The sequence below is a fragment of the Marinomonas algae genome (assembly GCF_047525555.1).
Taxonomy (GTDB): domain Bacteria; phylum Pseudomonadota; class Gammaproteobacteria; order Pseudomonadales; family Marinomonadaceae; genus Marinomonas.
Genome location: NZ_JBLIXK010000001.1, coordinates 647,970 through 669,181, shown reverse-complemented (window position 1 = coordinate 669,181; position 21,212 = coordinate 647,970). Strand labels below are relative to the sequence as shown.

18 protein-coding genes are annotated in these 21,212 nt (G+C 41.7%); all 18 read left to right on the top strand.

Annotated elements, in window-relative coordinates; translation table 11 throughout:
* Positions 1 to 6: 6 nt before the first annotated feature.
* The 18 genes from ACMUMQ_RS03135 (at position 7) to ACMUMQ_RS03050 (ending at position 21,208) form a co-directional block, all read left to right on the top strand.
* Positions 7 to 1,704 (top strand): flagellar hook protein FlgE, encoded by a 1,698-nt coding sequence (locus tag ACMUMQ_RS03135; RefSeq protein ID WP_414680571.1) that lies wholly within the window; start codon positions 7 to 9, stop codon positions 1,702 to 1,704.
* 129 nt (positions 1,705 to 1,833) lie between these two features.
* Positions 1,834 to 2,577, top strand: a complete 744-nt coding sequence (flgF, locus tag ACMUMQ_RS03130) for a flagellar basal-body rod protein FlgF (RefSeq protein ID WP_317004862.1) — start codon at positions 1,834 to 1,836, stop codon at positions 2,575 to 2,577.
* Positions 2,578 to 2,639: 62 nt separating this feature from the next.
* A complete protein-coding gene (gene flgG / locus ACMUMQ_RS03125) occupies positions 2,640 to 3,425 on the top strand; it encodes a flagellar basal-body rod protein FlgG (RefSeq protein WP_347982666.1) in 786 nt (261 codons plus the stop codon).
* A gap of 13 nt (positions 3,426 to 3,438) precedes the next feature.
* Positions 3,439 to 4,287, top strand: a complete 849-nt coding sequence (locus tag ACMUMQ_RS03120) for a flagellar basal body L-ring protein FlgH (protein ID WP_414680570.1) — start codon at positions 3,439 to 3,441, stop codon at positions 4,285 to 4,287.
* Between the two features lie 55 nt (positions 4,288 to 4,342).
* Positions 4,343 to 5,431: a flagellar basal body P-ring protein FlgI gene (locus tag ACMUMQ_RS03115; protein WP_414680569.1), complete on the top strand. Its 1,089-nt coding sequence runs from the start codon at positions 4,343 to 4,345 to the stop codon at positions 5,429 to 5,431.
* 8 nt (positions 5,432 to 5,439) lie between these two features.
* Entirely contained in the window at positions 5,440 to 6,426 is a 987-nt protein-coding gene (flgJ, locus tag ACMUMQ_RS03110) for a flagellar assembly peptidoglycan hydrolase FlgJ (RefSeq protein WP_414680568.1), read from the top strand.
* 109 nt (positions 6,427 to 6,535) lie between these two features.
* Positions 6,536 to 8,512 carry a flagellar hook-associated protein FlgK gene (gene flgK, locus ACMUMQ_RS03105; RefSeq protein WP_414680567.1) on the top strand — a complete coding sequence of 659 codons (1,977 nt, stop codon included), beginning with the start codon at positions 6,536 to 6,538 and terminating at the stop codon, positions 8,510 to 8,512.
* Between the two features lie 4 nt (positions 8,513 to 8,516).
* A complete protein-coding gene (gene flgL, locus ACMUMQ_RS03100; RefSeq protein WP_414680566.1) occupies positions 8,517 to 9,827 on the top strand; it encodes a flagellar hook-associated protein FlgL in 1,311 nt (436 codons plus the stop codon).
* A gap of 21 nt (positions 9,828 to 9,848) precedes the next feature.
* Positions 9,849 to 11,411 carry an HD-GYP domain-containing protein gene (locus ACMUMQ_RS03095; RefSeq protein ID WP_414680565.1) on the top strand — a complete coding sequence of 521 codons (1,563 nt, stop codon included), beginning with the start codon at positions 9,849 to 9,851 and terminating at the stop codon, positions 11,409 to 11,411.
* 468 nt (positions 11,412 to 11,879) lie between these two features.
* A complete protein-coding gene (locus tag ACMUMQ_RS03090; RefSeq protein ID WP_414680564.1) occupies positions 11,880 to 12,764 on the top strand; it encodes a flagellin N-terminal helical domain-containing protein in 885 nt (294 codons plus the stop codon).
* Between the two features lie 177 nt (positions 12,765 to 12,941).
* Entirely contained in the window at positions 12,942 to 13,157 is a 216-nt protein-coding gene (locus tag ACMUMQ_RS03085) for a hypothetical protein (RefSeq protein WP_414680563.1), read from the top strand.
* Between the two features lie 1,270 nt (positions 13,158 to 14,427).
* Positions 14,428 to 14,580, top strand: coding sequence for a hypothetical protein (locus tag ACMUMQ_RS03080; RefSeq protein WP_414680562.1), 153 nt, complete (start codon positions 14,428 to 14,430; stop codon positions 14,578 to 14,580).
* Between the two features lie 703 nt (positions 14,581 to 15,283).
* Positions 15,284 to 16,168 (top strand): flagellin N-terminal helical domain-containing protein, encoded by an 885-nt coding sequence (locus ACMUMQ_RS03075; RefSeq protein WP_414680783.1) that lies wholly within the window; start codon positions 15,284 to 15,286, stop codon positions 16,166 to 16,168.
* 83 nt (positions 16,169 to 16,251) lie between these two features.
* Positions 16,252 to 16,674 carry a flagellar protein FlaG gene (locus ACMUMQ_RS03070; RefSeq protein WP_414680561.1) on the top strand — a complete coding sequence of 141 codons (423 nt, stop codon included), beginning with the start codon at positions 16,252 to 16,254 and terminating at the stop codon, positions 16,672 to 16,674.
* Between the two features lie 40 nt (positions 16,675 to 16,714).
* A complete protein-coding gene (fliD, locus tag ACMUMQ_RS03065; protein WP_414680560.1) occupies positions 16,715 to 18,340 on the top strand; it encodes a flagellar filament capping protein FliD in 1,626 nt (541 codons plus the stop codon).
* Positions 18,341 to 18,379: 39 nt separating this feature from the next.
* A complete protein-coding gene (fliS, locus tag ACMUMQ_RS03060; RefSeq protein WP_414680559.1) occupies positions 18,380 to 18,814 on the top strand; it encodes a flagellar export chaperone FliS in 435 nt (144 codons plus the stop codon).
* Positions 18,814 to 19,107 (top strand): hypothetical protein, encoded by a 294-nt coding sequence (locus ACMUMQ_RS03055; protein WP_414680558.1) that lies wholly within the window; start codon positions 18,814 to 18,816, stop codon positions 19,105 to 19,107. Before fliS ends, ACMUMQ_RS03055 begins: the two co-directional genes overlap by 1 nt.
* Positions 19,100 to 21,208, top strand: a complete 2,109-nt coding sequence (locus tag ACMUMQ_RS03050; protein ID WP_414680557.1) for a motility associated factor glycosyltransferase family protein — start codon at positions 19,100 to 19,102, stop codon at positions 21,206 to 21,208. The genes ACMUMQ_RS03055 and ACMUMQ_RS03050 overlap by 8 nt, the downstream gene beginning before the upstream one ends.
* The last annotated feature ends 4 nt before the right edge of the window (positions 21,209 to 21,212 follow it).

Sequence of the window (21,212 nt, the reverse complement as noted above, 5' to 3'; positions counted from 1 at the left end):
AGTATTATGGGATTCAATACTGCACTATCTGGCATTAAAGCTTCTGCCGATTATTTAAGTGTGACAGGTAATAACATTGCCAATGCCGACACAACGGGTTTCAAAAAATCTCGTATAGAGTTTGATGACCTTTACAATACAAGTGTTTTGGGTGCTGGTAGTGGTAACAGTATTGGTTCTGGTGTGAGCGTGAGTAATGTCTCTCAAGAGTTTTCATCGGGTAACTTGTCTTATACTGATAATAATCTCGATATTGCTGTGGATGGTGCTGGCTTTTTTGTATTGGATGCTGGTGTTGCTCAATCTTATACCCGAGCAGGTAACTTTAAATTAGATGAAAATGGTTTCTTGGTAACGAACGATGGCAGTCATGTGCAGGGCTACAACGCTGTTGACGGGATCATTGGTGGTAACTTGGAAGATATGAAGATACCAAACGATCGTATTCCTCCAGAGCCAACGACAGAAATGTCTTTAAAAGTTAACTTGAACTCTAAAAATGAAGATGTCCCTCCGTACATAAAAGCTGAGTTTGATCCGCTTGACCCTGATACTTACAACTTCACTCAAACTCAAGGTGTTGTTGATGCCAATGGCAGAACAAACATAGTGACTTATTACTATTCTAAGAGTGAGTTGCCAAACACTTACAAGGTTCACGCCACAGTGAACGGTGCGATGTTGGATGATACTGGCGCTGCGTTTATGGGTGAAACCTTTGCGACTTTTAATTCGGCTCAAGGTGGCACGGATTACAATGGTGATGGAAATAATGAATCACCATTTGAGCTTCTATATATCGGAGGCGCAGAGCCAACCTCTGCCGATATTGAAGCGGGAACCAAAACACCTTTGGCGGTAGCAGGTACATTGGGTGGCGTCGCGATTGCTTCTACATTAGCGCCTGAAGAAGTTCGAGATTCAAGTTCTGTAGGTCGTGAAGTATTTGATCCGCTTAAGCCTGAAACTTACAACTACAGTAATACACGAACTGTCTATGATGCTTTGGGTGAATCTCACACAATAGGTTACTACTTTATCAAACACGGTGAAGAGAATACTTACGAGTTGCGCGTGACAATGGACGGCGAAGAGACTTTTGAAGACCCTATAACGGGCGAAGATACTCGCTTCTTAGAAAGCAATACTTCTGTGTCTTTTGATGCGGCAGGTAACTTGCTTGGTGCTTATCGAGGTTTGCCTCCATTTGAAGTTGCTGAACCTATTGCATTAGAAGTGCTTGGGTTGGATCCAACAAACCGAGGTCGTATCACACCGTTGGATCTAAATGGTTCTACGCAGTATGCATTGGAAAATACAGATACGTTTGATCAAGATGGTTTTTCTGCTGGTGAGCTGCAAGGTATTTCTTTTGATGGCGACGGCTTCTTAGTGGCGAACTACACAAATCAACAAACGGCAACTCTTGGCCAGCTTGCCCTGGCAACCTTTGATAGTACTGACGGTCTTATGCCTAATGGCCATACGTCTTGGTTGGCCAGTAAGAGTTCTGGTCCTGCTGATATCGGTCGTCCAAATAGCGGCACATTAGGAAAAATTCAAGGTGGAGCGTTAGAAGAGTCTAACGTTGACTTAACGTCTGAATTGGTTGCATTGATTGAGGCACAGCGTAATTATCAAGCAAACAGTAAAACATTAGAAACAGAAAATACTGTCACACAGACGATAATAAACCTTCGTTAATTTTCTGGAGAGAGAAGATTTAGGCCGAAGCAACTATGTTGTTTCGGCTTTTTTTTGTTTATTTTTTAAGTTGGTACGATTCTTGATATGTATTAATTAAATGAAACAAATTCTTCTAGGAGAACGGCAGTGGATAAGGCCTTATATTTAGCAATGAGTGGTGGTGTGCAAACCATGAATGCTCAAACGATACACGCTAACAATCTGGCAAATGTCAGTACAACAGGTTTTCGTTCTGACTTTGAACAAGCCCGCTCTATGCAGGTTTACGGGGATTATCACCCAAGCCGTGTGTACGCTATGACAGAAAACCCAGCGACACGTTATACCCAAGGCGACATGATTCAAACTGGCCGAGATATGGATGTGGCTGTTGCCGGAGAAGGCTTTATTGCGGTTTATGATGAGCGTGGTCAAGAGGCTTACACTCGTGCTGGGGACTTGCAAATTAATGCCGCAGGGCAGCTTGTGACAGGACGAGGTTTGCCAGTTGCCGGTGTCGATGGGCCTATATTTTTACCACCTTTGGATAGTATCAATATCACATCAGATGGGTCGATTTCTATTGTTCCCCAAGGTGGCGCAGGCAATGAAGTGGCGGTATTGAATCAAATTAAATTAGTGAACCCAGATATTCAGAATTTACGGAAAGAAGAAGATGGTCTGATTCACTCTCGTGATGGCCAAGCGTTTGAATTGGATCCGAATGTGAAATTGGTATCTGGTTTTGTGGAAGGTAGTAATGTGAATGCGGTGGAAGAAATGACGCACATTATGAACCTTTCGAGACGATTTGAAATGAATGTCAAAATGATGGACGCCATTCGAGAGAATGCCAATTCATCAGCTCGAATATTACAACGTACTTCTTAAGTTTCATTGATAGGCAGTATCAATAAATAATTGTTATCAGAGATAGAATAACAGAGGCTATTATGAATTCAGCATTATGGGTAAGTAAGACTGGTTTAAGCGGAATGGATAAGCAGTTGAACGTGGTGGCCAACAACTTGGCTAACGTTTCGACAACGGCTTTCAAAAAAGACCGTGCCGTATTTGAAGATCTTATGTATAAAACAGTACGAGCGCCTGGTGGCTTGAGTGCTCAGAATGCTGAATTACCTTCAGGTTTGCAATTGGGTACAGGTGTTAAGGTTGGAGCGACGCAGAAAGACTTTTCTAACGGCGATTACAACATGACAGATAGACAACTTGATGTTGCTATCCAAGGTAAAGGTTTCTTACAGGTTCTGATGCCAGATGGAACAATCGGCTATACGCGAGATGGCAGTCTTCAGTTGAACAGTGAAGGGCAAATAGCAACTTCTGGTGGATTAGTAGTAGAGCCAGGTATTCAAATAGACCCTAATGCCATTGAAATCATGATTGCCGAAGATGGCATCGTTTCTGTTCGAATGTCTGGTGAAGCAGATGCACAAGAAGTCGGTGCAATTAACATTGCAGGTTTTATTAACCCTACAGGGTTAAGCGCATCTGGTCAGAATATTTTCACTGAGACAAATGCGAGTGGGCCGCCATTAGTAGGTGTTCCAGGAACAGACTCTTTGGGCACTCTCGCTCAAGGTATGTTGGAAGCCTCCAATGTAAACTCTATTGAAGAGTTGGTTAATATGATTACCACCCAGCGTGCATATGAAATGAATTCGAAAGTGATTTCTGCAGCGGATGGTATGATGAGCTTTGCGATACAGCAGTTATAATAGCGTGTGGAATATGATGAAGATTAAATTTCTCCTTTTGATTTTATGCAGCTTGACCTTGTCGGGATGTTTGACATGGGACATAGATCAACAAGCGGTGGCGAATGCAGCGGCAGCTGGTGCGGCGGGTGCAGTGACTGATGCCGTGATTGATGCAGTAACGGATGAGGAGGAAGCGGAAGAGGCTGAACCAGAGGAAGACGCTCGAAAAGGATATGTTCCTGATGGGGATGACCCTTTAAACGGACCTTCGATCACTCAAAATATTCAATCTGATGACCCTTATTATACGCCTGTTTATCCAAATGGAATGAGTCCTTCACAAGCGCCAACAGGCGGTATATACCAGGTGGGAATGGGGGATGTATTTTTTGGTGATCAAAAGGCCAGTAAAGTTGGTGACATCCTAACGATCAACCTGAATGAAACGACGACTTCAACCAAAGCGAATGCCGCGACTGTGTCAAAATCATCTTCTGCAACGATTGAAAACCCAACTGTGTTAGGTGAAGAGTTGAGAGTAGATACAACCTTGCCGCAGCAAGGTACGGACTTTACTGGAAATGCCTCAGCTAACCAGAATAACAGCTTAAGTGGCACTATCTCGGTAACAGTATTTAGAGAGTACCCTAATGGTTTGTTAGCTGTGCGTGGTGAGAAATGGTTGCGCTTAAATCAAGGTGATGAATACATTCGTTTCTCTGGCATTGTTCGTAAGCAAGATATTGCACCTGATAACACAGTTGAGTCTGAACGTGTTGCGGATGCTCGTATTACCTACTCTGGTACTGGCGATGTGGCGGCTGGCAGTGAGCAAGGTTGGGTAAGTCGTTTGCTGAATTCCAGTAACATGCCTTACTAATTTGAATTTGATGATATAAATAAACGGAAGACACTTTCTTTCAATAGGTGATGTAATGAAATACGTAACGCTAATTGTCTTATATCTTTTGTCCTTTTCAGCGCAAGCGGAACGACTGAAAGACATCACCAGTGTTCAAGGTGTGCGTGAAAACCAATTATTTGGTTATGGTTTGGTGATTGGTTTAAATGGAACGGGCGATAGCACGCCTTTTACTAACCAAAGCTTTGCCAGTATGTTGTCTCGATTCGGCGTTACCTTGCCAGAGGGTGTAAGTGCAACCTCTAAAAATGTGGCGGCAGTCTCCCTAACAGCGACTTTGCCTGCTTTCTCAAAGCCGGGCCAAAAAATCGATGTCACAGTGTCTTCTATCGGTAATGCCAGCGCATTGCGTGGCGGCACCTTGCTTTTGTCAACTTTGAAAGGGGCGGACGGGGCTGTTTATGCGATCGCTCAAGGTAATCTAGTTGTTGGTGGATTAGGAGCGAATGGTGCGGATGGCTCACGAACATCTGTGAATATCCCTACTGTTGGTCGTATTCCTAATGGCGCAAGTGTTGAGCGAGTAGTTCCGAGTAGCTTTAACTCTGGCGATACCTTGACGTTCAATCTAAATCGTCCCGATTTCACAACCGCTAAACAGGTTTCAGATAAAATTAACAATTTATTGGGTGACGGTGTAGCAACCACGCTTGATGCAACATCCATTCGCGTAACAGCACCAAGAGATCCAAGTCAGCGTGTGACTTTCTTGTCTATTCTTGAAAATCTTGAAGTTGATGTAGCAGAAGAACGTGCTCGTATCGTGATTAATTCACGCACAGGTACGATCATTATTGGTCAGCATGTAAAAGTGTCGCCTGCTGCAATTACGCATGGCAGCCTAACAGTGACGATTCAAGAAGTGCCTCCGACTGTTGGTCAGGATGGAACTGTGACAGGAGGGGAAACGATTGTGTCGCCTCGTGAAGGAATTGAGATAGGTAATAACAGTGGTCATATGTTTGTTTTTGACCCAGGTGCGTCATTGAATGATATTGTAAGAGCGGTTAACCAAGTAGGTGCTGCGCCTGGTGACGTGATGGCGATCCTTGAAGGTTTAAAACAGGCTGGCGCCATTAATGCAGACTTAGTCGTTATATAGGTCGTTTTATGAGCTCTGTTCCATCGAATCAAGATTTTTTTGCTGACTTTTCGAACCTTACAGCGTTAAAGACAAAGGCTCAAAAAGACCCTGATGCTGCGTTAAAAGAAGTGGCTCAGCAGTTTGAGTCTATCTTTATTAACATGCTGCTGAAGAATATGCGTAGTACGAATGAGGCGATTGGAAGTGGCCTTTTTTCTAGTACGCAGACCAAGCAATACCAAGACATGATGGACTCCCAAATGTCACAGAGTCTTTCCTCCAGTGGAGGAATTGGTTTGTCTGAGGCGTTAATTCGTCAATATCAGACTCAACAGGGTCAAGCCAGTTCACTTGCTGCAAAAGAGCGAGGAGACACAGACTTCCTTAACCAAGTGGCAAAACAAGATTTAGTGAGAATTCAAGCGCTTGCTCAGCGAGCATCTACAGAGTTTGTTCAAGCAGTTCAAAAAGAAGCGAACAATCACGCCAGTTCAACGGTTTCTGGTGATGATGCTGTTACGCCGCCTTCTGCCTTATCTGTGGTATTTGACTCTCCAGATGAGTTTGTTGAGAGCTTATGGCCTCATGCCCAGCAAGCGGCAGAGAAACTTGGTGTTAATCCTAAGGCGATACTGGCTCAGGCAGCTCTTGAAACAGGTTGGGGGAAGTATCCCATTGCTAAAGAAGATGGCGCAGCCAGTTTTAACTTATTCGGTATTAAGGCGGATAGTCGTTGGTCAGGAGACCGGGCGGTTGTTAATACTTTAGAGTTTCGAGACGGTGTTGCTAAGCGTGAAAAAGCTGCGTTTCGGGCCTACGATTCCTTTAGTCAAAGCTTCGATGATTACGCTAATTTCCTAAGTTCCAGTGAACGGTATAAAGATGCCCTTCAGTCTGGAGACGACGCGTCAATGTTTGCCGCTTCCCTACAGAGAGGGGGTTACGCAACGGATCCTAAGTACTCTGAAAAAATAAATAGCATCCTTGAAAGCGAGTGGTTTCAAGGGTTGTAGAAATAAAAAACTCATAAAATTACTTTTGGTAAGGTTTTTGCATTAACTGTCTTAAAGCGACAAATTAAGATGTGAGTTATTTCTTGAACAACGTACTAGAGGTGAGCAAATGAGCTCAGGTTTATATTCAATTGGTTTGACTGGACTTCAGTCTAGTAATGCTCGTATTAATACGACAGGGCAGAACACAGCCAATGTGGATACTGAAGGCTATAGCCGTCAGCGAACCGATACGACCAGCTCTCCTGTTGGTGGCGTTGTTATTCATGATACTTCCCGTCTTGTTGATAATTTTGTCAGTGCTCAGATGCGATCTGATCAATCCGATTATGCTTACTATGATACTTATCATTCAATGATGACGGTGGCAGATAACCTGTTAGCTGAAGACAGTATTGCGCTTACTGGCTATTTGAATAAAGCTTTTAATGCCTTGCAGACAGCCAATAACGATCCGACATCTTCTTCTTTGAGAGAGCTTGCCTACTCCAGCTTAAATAATCTTGTTGAGCAATATCAAACCTTGTCGAGCATTGTTTCTCGTCAAGAGCAGCTGGTTGATGAGCAGTTGTCTGTATCCTTAACAAAGCTCAATACTATTACGACGAAAATATCCGACCTTAATGGCAAGATTTTAAGAGAAGAGGGGCTTTCTATTTCCCCTGCTAATGAATTGCGAGATCAGCAAGAATTGTTAGCAAAAGAGTTATCTCAATATTTGGATATCAAAGTTCAGTTTAGCGACAAAGGTTTAATGACGGTTCAGTTGAAGAATGGTCAGCCTGTGGTCATGAATCAGGATCCGACAGAACTTAAAGTACTACCTGATCCTTTAGATCCTCAAAAGATACGTTTGGTTGTGGATTTTGGAGATTACAATGTGGCGCTGAAGACCAATGAGCTTGGCGGCAGCATTGGTGGTTTGGTCGACTTTAGATCTGAGTTCAGTGAATACGCCGACCGTACTTTAGGGCAGCATGCTATTTCGATTGCTGATGCAATGAATGTACAGAATGCCAAAGGGCTTGATGCGAATGGCAACTTTGGTCGAGATCTCTTTGCGTTAGGTGATATTGAAATCTATTCAACTCAGGACAATTTAAACAAATTGTCGGATATATCTGTTCGAGTTTCTGCGGGTGAATCTGCCAAAATTACGAAAGATACCTATGAATTAACAAGAACGGACGATGACCGATTCGCTATTACGAAATACGATGCAAATGGTAGAGCAAATGGACCGTCTGTGATATTCGATCCATCAGTGCTTACACCGGACAGTCATGGTTATTATAAAATTGATGAGCTGGGTTTAGATATCCGAGTTAAAGATTTCGATAAAATTGATGACAACGATGAATTCCGCTTTATTCCAACAGAAGACGCCGCAAAGAACTTGGCACTTTATGCGAAGAATGGTGATGCTTTAGCGTTAAGTGCACCAATTGGTGTGGATACAGATTCAAGTAACTTGTCTGACGCAAAGATTTCGCTCGAATCCATCACAAACACAGATCCAAACACTTCAGCTTTTGCATTTGATGCGACGCTTTATCCAAATGCACCGCATAAAATTTATTTTACATCGCCGACTTCATACGTTGTGCATGATGCGTCAGGTACTGAATTGGCTGAAGTGAAAAATGTAACGCATTACAGTAATTTGTTAGAGCAAGCCGGATTGGCGAGTGAGGCAGGCTTTGATGTGTCTGTGTCTTCTCGCCCTCAAGTTGGCGATGAGTTTTCTATTGGTACAGATAACGTAGGTCCTGCCGATAACTTCAATGGTGTGGCATTGGTAAACTTGCAAAATAAATTGCTTGTTGAAGGTGAAGCGAGCTTAGCAAAAGCCTTTGCAGGCTTTGTTTCGTATGTGGGCAGTAAAACAGCGGAACTTGCAGGGCATGCCGAGTCGAGTGAAATTATCATGAATGACAGCATGGCTCGTCGAGATAGGTTGTCCGCAGTGAGCTTAGATGAAGAAGCAGTCAACCTGCTTAAATATCAGCAGTCTTATTCTGCTTCTGCGCAAGTCGTGACGGCAGCTCGTACCACGTTTGAAACACTGCTCGGGATAATGAGGTAAGTTTATGCGAGTGACAAATAATTTAATTTATGGTCAATCGAGTCGAGCTATTGGTCAGGCAAATGAAAAAATATTAAATGTTCAGGAAAAAATAGCTGCGCAAACTGATATTGTGAAGCCGAGCGATAATCCTGTTGGTGCTAGCCAAGTGCTAATGTATCAAGCTGATACGCATAAGCTTAAGTTGTTCGATGATGCGATGAAGATGGCGACCAGTAATCTTGAGTATCAAGAAGTGGCGTTAGATAGCTTGAATGACTCGCTTGATGAAGTGCGTACGCTTTTCATTCAGGCACAGAATGACATTAATACTCAAGAAGACCTTGATGCCATCTCACAAGAGATTTCGATGATAACGGAATCTATGGCAGAACTGATGAACGCAAGAAGTGCAGACGGAAGTTATATCTTTGCGGGTACTGATTCATTAGGGCCTCCTTTCGTGTTAAACAGCAATGGGCGTTACGAGTGGACCGGAAATGAAGGGCAAAAATTTGCTCAAATTTCAGAAAGTATGAAAATCCCAGTAACAGATTCAGGTAAAAAACTGTTTCAAGATATCTGGACTAACCGATCCTTTTCTTCTGATCTGATTACTGGGGATGTTTCTTTATCTGCAAAAGTGCAAAACCAAGGTGATTTTGATCAATTCATGGAAGATCATTACGATCCAGAAAACCCTGATTCTAATCGATATTTTCTGACCACTTCGCCTGTACTTGAAGAAGGTGAAAACGTTGATTTAAACGATTACCTTTATATAGGCTCTAATGATCGAGAAGATCAGCAAAGACGTAGAACATTTGATGGTACTCCAGGTACTTACAGTATCGTGAACAGCGATGGTGAAACTGTTTCGTCTGGTTCTTATACTGCCGGTAAGCCGATTACATTTGGTGGTATGTTATTCCTTCTTCGAGGACAGCCAGGGGCTGCGGTTGATATTTCTTTAGATCAGCCAAGGCGTGATAACGTTTTAAACGAAATTAATGATACCCTTGATGTTCTAAAGAATGAGTTCTCTACACCAGAAGAGCGTGAACAAGCATTTTTTGATGCTACAACCAGTATTAATAATGCTCAGCGTATGGTGGGTGAGGGCCGATCTAATGTCGGTGCAAGATTAAATATTCTTCAAGATAGAGAAGATTTTAGTTCAGCCAATCAGTTATCAAACGCAACAGCTCAAGATAGAATTGGTGGCTTAGATATTTCTGAAGCCGCAACAGAGTTATCTATGAAAGAGTCAGCGTTGACTGCCTCTCAAAAAGTATTTTCGCGTATCAGTAATTTGTCGCTGTTTAATCAAATGTAAGTTTTGGATATAGGGTAAGCAATGCCGGCGTTTAATGTAGAGTCATGCTTTGGTGCTGATATTAATGTTGGGTATTTTGATATTAATGAAATACTCGACATTATGGAGATCAAGCCAAAAGTATTAAACAGTAAGCGCGTGAAAACCTTGATTGGACTGCATGGCCGAAAAGAACGAGTGGTCAGTATTGCTATGAGACAGGTGGCATTTGATGTCTTAAGCTCTACTCTAGATGCTCCTTTTCTTCCTTATGACCCTTACTATGCTAATGATCATAAATTATTAAATAGCCGCCGCGAGCGTTTATATGATGCTCAGGAACGGTTCCTTTTCTTGTGCATGTCTATTGCAACAGGTCGCTCTGTTAAAAGCTTAAAAAAACTTCAACCGGATTTTAATACCAAAGAATTGCGCGCGAAGCACACCAAAAAGCAGAGTTTATTCCGTTACTTTCGACAAGAATTAAATGAGCATACCAGAGACTATATTCTCAGCTATAAAGCTCGTATGAATGATGAAGGTGAAGGAAAAAGTCCTGCTGAAGCGCCAGCTTCAGAAGCTCTCAAGCTTTCAGTTGAAGCGACTCGAAATAATATAAATGCATCTACAGTTCAACAAAAGCATATCGAAAGTAAATATATTCCAACTTCCTTTGATGATGAAACGGTAACCGCGTTTAAGCTGTTCAAAGATGGACACATTTTACTGTCAGCACAGGTTGAGCTTTTCAAGCGAGGCGAGCAATTAGAGATACTTGAGCTGATGAAGTTCTGTCGTCGTCTGATTGAATCTCATACACGCAATAACTTTTCCTTAATGGCCATTCGCCATATCAAAGATGCTTCTACTTATTTAGAGCAGCATGCTATGGGGATGGCTGTTCTTGGAATTCACTTTGCAAAGGCTTTAAAGCTTTCCAATGCTTATATGGAAGTGATTTGCCTTGGTGCCTTATTGTTTGATTTAGGGCGTTTCCGTTTGCCTAGCGCAATGATGTCTAAAACGACAAAGATGACCTCTGGGGAGTTTGATTTGTTTCGCAAACACATACAGTTTGGTGAGCAGATCTTGCAAAAGTGTGAAGGTATTCCAAAAGCGGTTTACCAAATGTTGTATGACCACCATGAGAAAGTGGATGGTTCTGGCTACCCTGAAGGTAAGCAGGATAAAGAAATCTCCGTCTATGGAAAGATTGCCGCCATTGTTGATGCTTATGATGCCATGACTTCTGAGCAACCTCATAAACCGTCTATGGGGCCGATTAAGGCTTGGAGGAAAATGCGCGATGAATCAGGCTTGGCATTTGATAAAGAGTTGTTAAGTGTGTTCCTGAAGCATATAGGCAATGTGCCAGTGGGTTCTTGTGTTGCCTTATCAAATGGGCGAGTTGGTTTTGTTCTGACATTAAATAAAGCTTTTCAGCCTTCTTTAGTACGCCAAGTTTATAGTCTGACGAATAAGTCCTTTATTGAGCCTTCAGATATTGAATTGAATAAGTCTGCTAACTTGAGAACGGAGGTGGTGATAGAGAAAGAAGTTGACCCTCAGTCTCTGAAGTTGCAATTTATCGATCATATCTCATAATTCACCGTTCACCGTTCACCGTTCACCGTTCACCGTTCACCGTTCACCGTTCACCGTTCATTTCTTATTTTTTGTGTAAAACCTGTTTTTTGCGTTTTTCTTTTCTGTAATTTCTATTCTATAGGGTCTCATTTTTGATCAGTTTGCCTGCTTTTTGTGCTGATTATTGAGGCCGTTTTTCTGAAAACTTTAGTGTTCTATGTGTTTTTTCTTAGCTTTTTTCACATTTTGATTTTTTTCGTCTATTTACGCTTTTTTTTGCCTTTATTTTTAAAGTTATTGACCCCTTGCACGATAACTTTGAGTGACGCTTTTTTATGTTTTAGAAAGTTTTAAAATATGAAAAAAATCAAAAAAATATTAAAGGTCAACGCTAAGGTGTCGATAACTTTAATAAGAGACAAAAACCAAATATATAATTAAATCAAAAGGTTGTCTCGATAATAAAATATTTTTAGGAGAGAAAAAATGGCTTTATACGTAAATACTAATGTGTCCTCGCTGAACGCTCAGCGTATGTTGGATAACTCCAGTCGAGACCTTGATACATCCTTTCAACGTTTGTCTTCTGGTCGTCGAATTAACAGTGCAGCAGATGATGCTGCGGGTCTTCAAATTTCCGATCGTTTGACCTCACAGATTAATGGTTTGAACCAATCTGTACGAAATGCAAACGATGGTATCTCTCTAGCGCAAACTGCAGAGGGGGCCTTGGACGAAACAACTAACATGCTACAACGTATGCGTACCTTGTCTATTCAGGCGGCAAACGGGTCTAACTCAGACAAAGACCGTGTGGCACTACAGCAAGAGATGGCGCAGCTATCTAAAGAGATTAACCGAATCGCTGATACAACAACATTCGGTGGCGCTAACTTGCTTGACGGTACTTACCAAGGGATATTCCAGGTTGGTGCAGATGCAAACCAAACAATCAGCTTCACGATGGAGTTTGGTGGGCCGAATAACTCGATTGATTACCAAGCCAATAATGGTTTCACCATGTCCGGGTTATCGAATCAGGCTTCTGCACAAGTCAGTGAAACGACAGCATCTGTATCAACGATAGTAAACGCGCAAAGTATGATCGCGATTATCGACTCTATGATTGCAGCGGTGGACTATAAGCGAGCAGAGCTAGGTGCGATACAAAACCGTTTCAGTTCAACCATTACTAACTTGAGTAACATTGCTGAGAACGTTTCTGCCGCTCGTGCACGAGTGCGAGATGCTGACTTTGCAGCGGAGACTGCAAATCTAACAAGTACGCAAATTTTGCAACAGGCGAGTAGTACCGTTCTGTCTCAGGCAAATCAGCGTCCACAGACAGCATTATCTCTTTTAGGGAATTAATTGATAAATAATTAAATAAAACTGGATGATGTAAAGCAGCACTAGACTGCTGCTTATTCAAAATATTCGAGTATTGTCTCGGGAATCAGGCTACTTCTCTCTCCTAGAGGTGCCTCTTAAGCCGGGTGGATTTTTTCACCCGGCATTTTTTTACCTAAATATTGGCTTTTTCACTGTTTGGGGAATGTTTTAAGAGGTTTTGAAGGGGATGAAGAGAAGGGTGAGGCTTATATCAAAGAGAGCTATGGCGTGAAGTTGATCAAGAAAGGTAACCGCTTTTTGCCCTTGGCTGACTTTGATATGGGCTTCTTATGCAAAACAACGGTAAGAAGAATCTTAGAGGTTTTTATTGAAGTGATATTTTTCAGCTCATCACTTGTTTGTTTCAAGTAAGAGGTGACGAGTTGATCAGTAAAAGCGGTTTTAAGAGGACGGTATTTGAGCGAGTGACATGTTTCATTTTGAGAGATGTTGCGCGTTCTTAGCTATTTGAGCCTATAAAAAATTTGTTAGCAACGCTGACTCACAACAGAGTGTTGTGCTGTTGGCTAATGCGAAAAAAATTGGAGTACAGATTATTCATAAGACAAAGATGGTTAAGAAAAACCATAGAAGCGTAAGCGCATGTTTAGTCGTGAGCTAAAGAGCTGTTTACATCTAATGGTTTGGGTGTGTTTTAAAAAGCACATTCAGATGAACGAATCCGCTTGCCTTGATGTAAGTGATGTTTGCAAAGCGCAGTCTTTTGCAGAGCGAATACTAGTACGCGACAAAACTAGGTCTTTTTTGTGAGGCTTTTTCATGATCGTGAAATGTATGCGTTTGCCTGCGGCTCTGTGTTTGAAGGCATTGTTAGTGGATTCAATTCGCGTTTCTTACGGGTTAAGCCAAAGGCTTAATTGAGTGCTTTGTTATGCATTTTTATAACGGCTTTTTGATGGCTTTTTATTAAGCAGAAAAAGATTGGAGTACAGGTTATTAGAAAAATATTGATGACGAAAGAAAAACTCAGAGGACAGACACATGTTTGCCTCAAGGCTTAAGAGCATTTAGGTATGACGGCTTGGGTGTGTCTAAAAAGACGCGGTCAGGTGAATGGATTCGTACGCTTTGAAAGTAGTGATAGGTACTTTCTTGCTTGGCTCGATTTCTGGCAGCGGCGAACTTAGATGTTTTGGATGGAGCGCTCGATGCTTATGAAGCTTAAATGCTTGCTGGTCGCTTGTGCCTGGAATAGTGCCAATGATTTTAAGCTCGATTTACTGGTTGATCCGTTAAAGGGGCTCGATGGGAGCTGTGCGTGATCTATGGCTAGATTATTCGGCGCGTATTTTTTGTGTGGCTGGAAAGCTGGAGCGCAGAGTGTTCGCAGGATTATGTTTGTTAAAGAACATGATCGAGAAATAAGTGCATGTTTGGCTTAAAGCTGAAGGCTGGCTTATGCGTGAGCGAATGGCTGTGTTTGAAAAAGTTTGTCCAGATGGGCGAGTCACTGAATTGTCTTGATATTAGCTGTGCTTGTGAAAAGCCTGCTTTTGCTGAGTGAACATTTGTGCAGAGCGAACATTGATGCTTTTTTTTACGAGGTTTTGTGTGGCTGTAAATCGTCAATGCTTATGGCTGCTCTGTACCTGAAATATATGAGCAGGTTTGGACTGTTTAGTTGGGCGATTTATTTTGTGGTTTGAATGAAGGCTTTGTTGTGACTTGTGTTTGTGACAGAGCATTTGCCGCCTATTTTTATCGATCCAAAAAAGGCTTGAATGGTTTGCTGGAAAAGTTGTTAGCGGAGCAGTGTTGGCTAAAAGACTGGTAAAGCTATAAGTCGTTTTTCGGGCTTATAGCTAAAAAGCTTCTTTGTGTGCTTTGGAAAGTAGGCCTAGACGGATAAATCCGTGTATTGAAAATGGCTACTCAAAAAGAAACCCATTTACGCGGGGGAAGATGTTTACTCAATGAGAGTTTTAGCTCTTGAGTATTGCTGATGCTCGCGGGGAAAAATACAAAATTTCGACAGCTATTTTGTTGTTAATTCTAGGTGTGCTTTTGAGTTCTGGAAGGCTTTAGCCACCATGAAATTGAAGAGTCGATGAAAGGGTTATCTTTGTGGCAAAAAGCGGATGCTTTTTGTCTTAATGAGGTGTCTTCTTGCCTTTTTTTGAATTTGAAAGAAAGGAAAGGTGACAGATTGTTTCGGTGGCGGTTTGGTTTAGTCAGTTTTTTGTTTGTTTAAAGTACTGGCTAGACGAAATAACCCGGATAAATGCTCTTTTTTGTGTAAGAAATGTCGATTTCGATGAGAAAAATACATTTTTTATGAAAAAAAGAGAAAAAAGATTTAATTGCTTTAAATTCATTTAAAACAATTAGTTAGGCAGATTCTTGCCGAATATCGGGAAGGTTTTTTCCGGCTTTAGGAAAATATTTTCCGAAAATGACTAAAGGTTTTCAAACTCTTGTCGAAAACCTTAATACGATCTGCTTCTTTGCAGGACTTAATGAAAATTTAGGAGGCTATGATGGCTCTTTACGTAAATACAAATACTTCATCTTTAAACGCGCAGCGTGCGTTGATGAACTCTAGTAATGAATTGGATGTCTCTTACCAGCGTTTGTCTTCTGGTCAGCGTATCAACAGCGCTGCAGATGATGCCGCAGGCCTTCAAATCTCGGATCGATTGACTTCTCAGGTTAATGGTCTTAACCAGTCAGTACGTAACGCGAATGATGGTATTTCTGTAGCGCAAACAGCTGAAGGTGCTTTGGACGAAACAACAAGTATGTTGCAACGTATGCGTACTTTGGCGATTCAGTCTGCTAACGGATCTAACTCTGATGATGACCGTGTTGCTATCCAACAAGAAATCAAACAGCTATCTACGGAAATCAACCGTATTGCTGACATCACAACATTCGGTGGTGATAAGATCTTGTCTGGTGAGTACGAAGGTATTTTCCAAGTAGGTGCGGATTCAAACCAAACAATCAGCTTCAGTATGACAGTTGGTGGTGCAGCTAACTCAATTGATTACGCTGGTAATGGTGGTTTCACTATGTCTGGTCTATCAAGCAACGCAACGACTGCACAAATCAGTGTAACAAGTGCATCTGTATCTTCTGTTGCTAACGCTCAAAGTATGATCGACATTATTGACACTATGATCGGTGCGGTTGACTCTAAACGTGCAGATTTGGGTGCGATTCAAAACCGTTTTAGTTCTTCTATCAGTAACTTAAGTAACATTGCAGAAAACGTATCTGCTGCACGATCTCGTGTACGTGATGCTGACTTTGCGGAAGAAACTGCGAAACTAACAAGTACGCAAATCCTTCAGCAAGCAAGTTCTTCTGTATTGTCTCAAGCAAACCAACGTCCACAAACAGCTTTGTCTCTTTTAGGCTAAGCTAGGTAAGATGGTCACGGAAGTAAAGCTGGGACTTACTTATTAAGTAGTCTCAGCTTTTGTTTATTTGGAGGAGATCTTGGATGTCTATTAATACCAGTGATTTTTCTAAACAAAGCATAGGCTATTCTGTTAACCCTGAGCAAAGGGCGGCGGAAGATTTCGCAACGATCCGTCAGGCAAAAGCTAAAGTCGTTCAGGATATGGCCGATACAGCAAAAACCGATCAAGAAGGCAAAGATGCCCGCTCTTCTAGTTCTCCTGCTAAGGTTGAACCACGCGATATTGAGATGATGAATGAACAAATGTCTCAATTGAATGTGCAGTTAACCTTTGAAATGACGGAAGAACGAGAGCAAAATATAGTTAAAGTTTTAGATCAGTCGACAGGAGATGTCGTCCGCCAAATTCCGACGGAAGAGTTTCTCAAAATGTCTGAAAGAATTGATGCTATTATGAGTCAGCTTAGCGATATCAGGGGAACCTTGGTAAACAGTGAGGCATGATTAGGTAGCAAATAATGTAGATACGTTAGGAGATAAAGTTATGTCTATAGGCTCATTGGGCGCCGGGTCTGGTTTAGATCTGGAATCCCTCGTAAAAGAAATGGTGAGCGCTCAAAAAGACGCAAAAGTTCGACTTTATCAAACCCAAATCAATGGATATGAAGCGGAACTATCTGCATTGGGGCAGGTTGGTTCTGCTATTGATACATTCAAAAGTACAGTTCAAACCTTAAATGACGAAGACCTTTTTACTGGGCGTGATGCAAAAATAGCTCAAAAAGAAGGCGAAGAAGTCATGTCTATTACCACAGACAATACTGCCTCAAATGGATCTTATTCAATTGACATCAATCAAGTGGCTAAAGGCAGTCGTGTTATGTCGGCTCCTGGTGTGTTCACTTCCGCTGACGATGTCATCACAAAGAAAGACGATACTCTTACCTTAAAAGCAGGCGACAATGAGTTTTCAATTAATGTTGCTGCCGGAACAACCCTTTCTGAACTTCGTAACTTAATTAATACATCGGAAGATAACTTTGGTGTATCTGCTAATTTAGTGGACGATGGCAACGGAAACCTCTTCTTTACCGCAACATCGACAATTCAAGGTGCCGGAAATACACTACGCATCTTCAACTCTTCACCTGTTGAACAAGAAGCGATTCCTGAAGAAGACGAGGTAGAAGAACCTGTCGTAGACGAAACTCCTATCGAAGAAGAGCCAGAAGAAATAGAAGAACCTGATGAGTTGGATTTAGCCGGCGATGATGTAGATTTCGCAAATGATGGCCCAATTCCTGAAGATGACGTTAAAGAAATAGAAGAAGTCGCCGTTAAACAAACTGTAGACGAGGAAGAAGATACTTCTGAGCCTGAAGAAGACGATGATGAAGTCGCAATAACAAGCGGTTCATTCAGTGGTTTAAGCAGTGTTTCTACAGAAGGTATGTTTGCGGGATTGTATACACCACTGGGAGAACAAGCCCGTGATGCTGTTATTACAGTCGATGGCATTCAGATTAGAAGCGAGACAAATACCTTCGATAATGCTGTTGCTGGTTTATCCATCGAAGCATTGGCCGTCACTGATGAAACGACAAAAGTAGACGTCAGCTTTGACCAAAAAACAGTTCAAGAAACCATTGAAGAGTTTATTCAGTCATATAATGAAATGGTTAACCTGTTTAAGCAAAGTACAGGAAAAAATGCAGCCTTAGATGGCAACAGTATGATCCGTAATTTGCAGTCGTCTTTGTCAACTCAGTTAATGACAGGGCGAAGCGACAGTGGTGTTTTTACATCGATTTTTGACCTTGGTGTCAAAATGGATAATAAAGGCGTGTTGAGTTTTGATAGCGCCAAATTTGATGATGCAGTCAAAAGAGGGTACAGCGATATTGTATCTTTAATGACAGGTGAAAATGGATTAGCCCAGTCTCTAGAAAATCTTTTAGATAATTATACTGGCACGACAGGAATGACGAACTCATTAAAAGAATCTGTTCGAGGGTCGATTGATAACACAGAGACGAGATTAGAAGATTACGAAGACCGTATGGTTCGGTATGAAGAATCTCTTCGAGATAAGTTCACAGGTTTAGATTCTCGTTTGGCAAATATGAATGCTCAAGGGAACTATTTAAATACTGTTTTAGCTCAGATGTAATTTATAAAAAATTGAAATACAGACGTAATGGGGTTATTTATGTACAAGAGTAAAGGGATCCAAGCTTATAGAAAAGACTCATTAAAGTCTGACTTAGCTTCCGCTGATCCTCATCGTATCATTCAACTGCTAATGCAAGGTGCACTTGAAAAACTTGCTTTAGGTAAAGGTTGTATTGAGCGCTCTGATTGGGAAGGCAAATCAGCCTCGTTAACCCGCGCTGTTGAAATTATTAATGCACTGAGAGATGCGTTAGACAGAGATGTGAACCCAGAATTAGTGGATAATCTTGAATCCTTGTATGAGTACATGACTGTGCGTATTACGGAAGCGAGTGCCACTAAAGATATATCGATCATTGATCAGGTTATGGGACTGCTCTTACAAATCAAAGGAGCTTGGGATCAGATTTCCCCTGCGGATAAACAAGCTGCGTATGACGAAAGAAACGAAGCTCGAGTTGAGGCGGTTTAATGCTTGATGTGTCTCACTTAACGGAGTTAAGTGCTGAGTTAGAGCGATGTGTGATAGACAAAGACATTGAAAGAATACAGCTGTTATGCGAAGAAAATGACAGCTTCATTCGCACTATCAAACCGTTTCCGAACGACCAAGAAAGTAACAACAAAATAAAGCAATTCATCACTATTCATCAATCTGCTACACAACTTATTCGTGATGTTCATAAAGAAATGCAGCGACAACTCTATATAACGAATAAAACCCGCAAAGGGGTCCGGAAATATAAAGGCGTAAAAAATGCGTAATGAGGAACCAACACCTTCTCTTGAGTATGCGGAAGCATTTGTTTCCTTATTTGAAAAAGGTGTAGAACGCCTCAAAGAGCATGATCAAGAATTGACCGACCGATACATCCGCAATATGACGGTATTTTCTCGGATCATGCCGCATATCTCAGAATCTTTTCAAGGTTACCAACCTCAAAAACGTCATATTTATATGGAAGAGAGTGGCGATTTAAACCTCTTTCGTGACGATACTCGAACTCCACTTTTTACCGAGAACCCTAGAAAAGAAGCCGCTGAAAAAGTTGCTCAAGCTTTTAAAGCACCAAATAAAACGGTATTGAATTTAGAGCGGACTGAGAATCATCCGAGCCGTCATGTTCATTACAGCAATAAAATGCTCGATCAGGTTGAAATCCAGTTACAAGGCCTTGAAGAATCAGAAGGCTGGCCTGAATTTGTTGGCTCGACAATCCTATTTGGACTTGAATTTGGCTACCAGCTAGAAGCGATTCTTGCGCAACGCTCTATCAAGCATTTGTACATATATGAGCGTGATCTGGACCTTTTCTATTACTCATTATTTGCCATTGAATGGGAGAATGTCTTAGAAACGTTCAATAATGATGGCCGCACAATACATTTCTTTTTAGGAACAAACGCTGAAGACTTCACTGACAAATACCTCCATCAGCTAGAAGAAAATGGCTACTTCATGGCGCCAGAAACCTACCTGTATGTGTCTTATTCCAGCTTAGAAAATAATGCTGCTATTGATTACTTTAAAAAGCATTACGCACGCCAAGTAATGGGGTGGGGCTTTTTTGATGATGCTTTGATCGGTATTGCACAAGGATTAACGTCACTGTCTAAAACGAAAATTGCTCATTTTCCTGGGCAAGATGCTTTACCTAAATGGGTAAAAGATATTCCAGTGTTCATTTTAGGAAATGGCCCATCATTGGACCAAGGTATTGAGTTAGTTAAAGAAGTTCGAGACCAAGTATTGCTGATTTGCTGTGGTTCGACGATCAATACACTGAAGAAGCTAGGTGTAACACCAGATATTCATGTGGATATTGAACGATTGAAGCAGACGGTCGATAAGTTCCTATTTTTGGACCAAGATTATCTAGATAAAATTTGGGGCTTGTCAGTCAATGTGATGCATCCAGGCCTTTTCGATTGCTTCAAACGTTCTGGCATGGCGATGAAGCCGGGGGAAGCGATTACCTCTTTAATGCTAAGCCAAGCTCGCTCCCATGGCGACACAACAGAATACGTGCAGTTGAATTACTGCAACCCTGTCGTGGCGAACTTAGCCTTATCCTATGTTCACTTCTTTGGTTTTAATAACGTTTATTATCTTGGCGTTGATAATGGTTTTAAAGACAAGACGAGCCATCATTCTGTGCACAGTGGTTATTACAAAGATGGCAAAGAGTCTGGCTTCCAAACTTTCCAAGAGGCAAAACTGGTTGAGCGCGAAGGCAATTTCGGCGGTATTATTTTTGCCACAGGAATGATGGATACTTCACGAGTGCAGCTTGAGTCATTGACACGGCAGCTCAATAAGCGTCGAAATTTTGCCAGCTTCAACCTGTCTGATGGTGCCAAAATAGAAGGCGTAACGCCGCTGCACCTTGAAGATGTTTTGATCATGGACCCAAAAATCAACCATCAAGAAGTGATTGATATTTTAGAGCGCACCTTTTTCACTGAGCCGCCAGAAATGTTGTTAAACCAATCTGCCGAAGCGCTTATTTCAGTGGACGACTTCCGTAAAATCAGCCACACCTTGCAACAAGGCTGGGATGAAACCATCACAACGCGAGAGCAAGTGTGTGATTTACTTTGGTCGCATCATCGTCATATTTACTTTTTAAAAGGCAGTGTTCATCGTCATATTTATGACCTGTTGATTGGCTCCTTTACTTATTCCTCCTTCTTGATCATTCAATTTATATTTAAATATCAGAATGAAAAGGAAACCGTGATGCGTGCTCGTCACCTGTTCGAGCAGTGGAGTGAGTTTTTAGAGGAAATGCCAAGCATGCTTCAACAAGCCTCTGAATACGTTGATGAAGGTAATGACCACCTCATCACATATTATAATGGCTAATAGG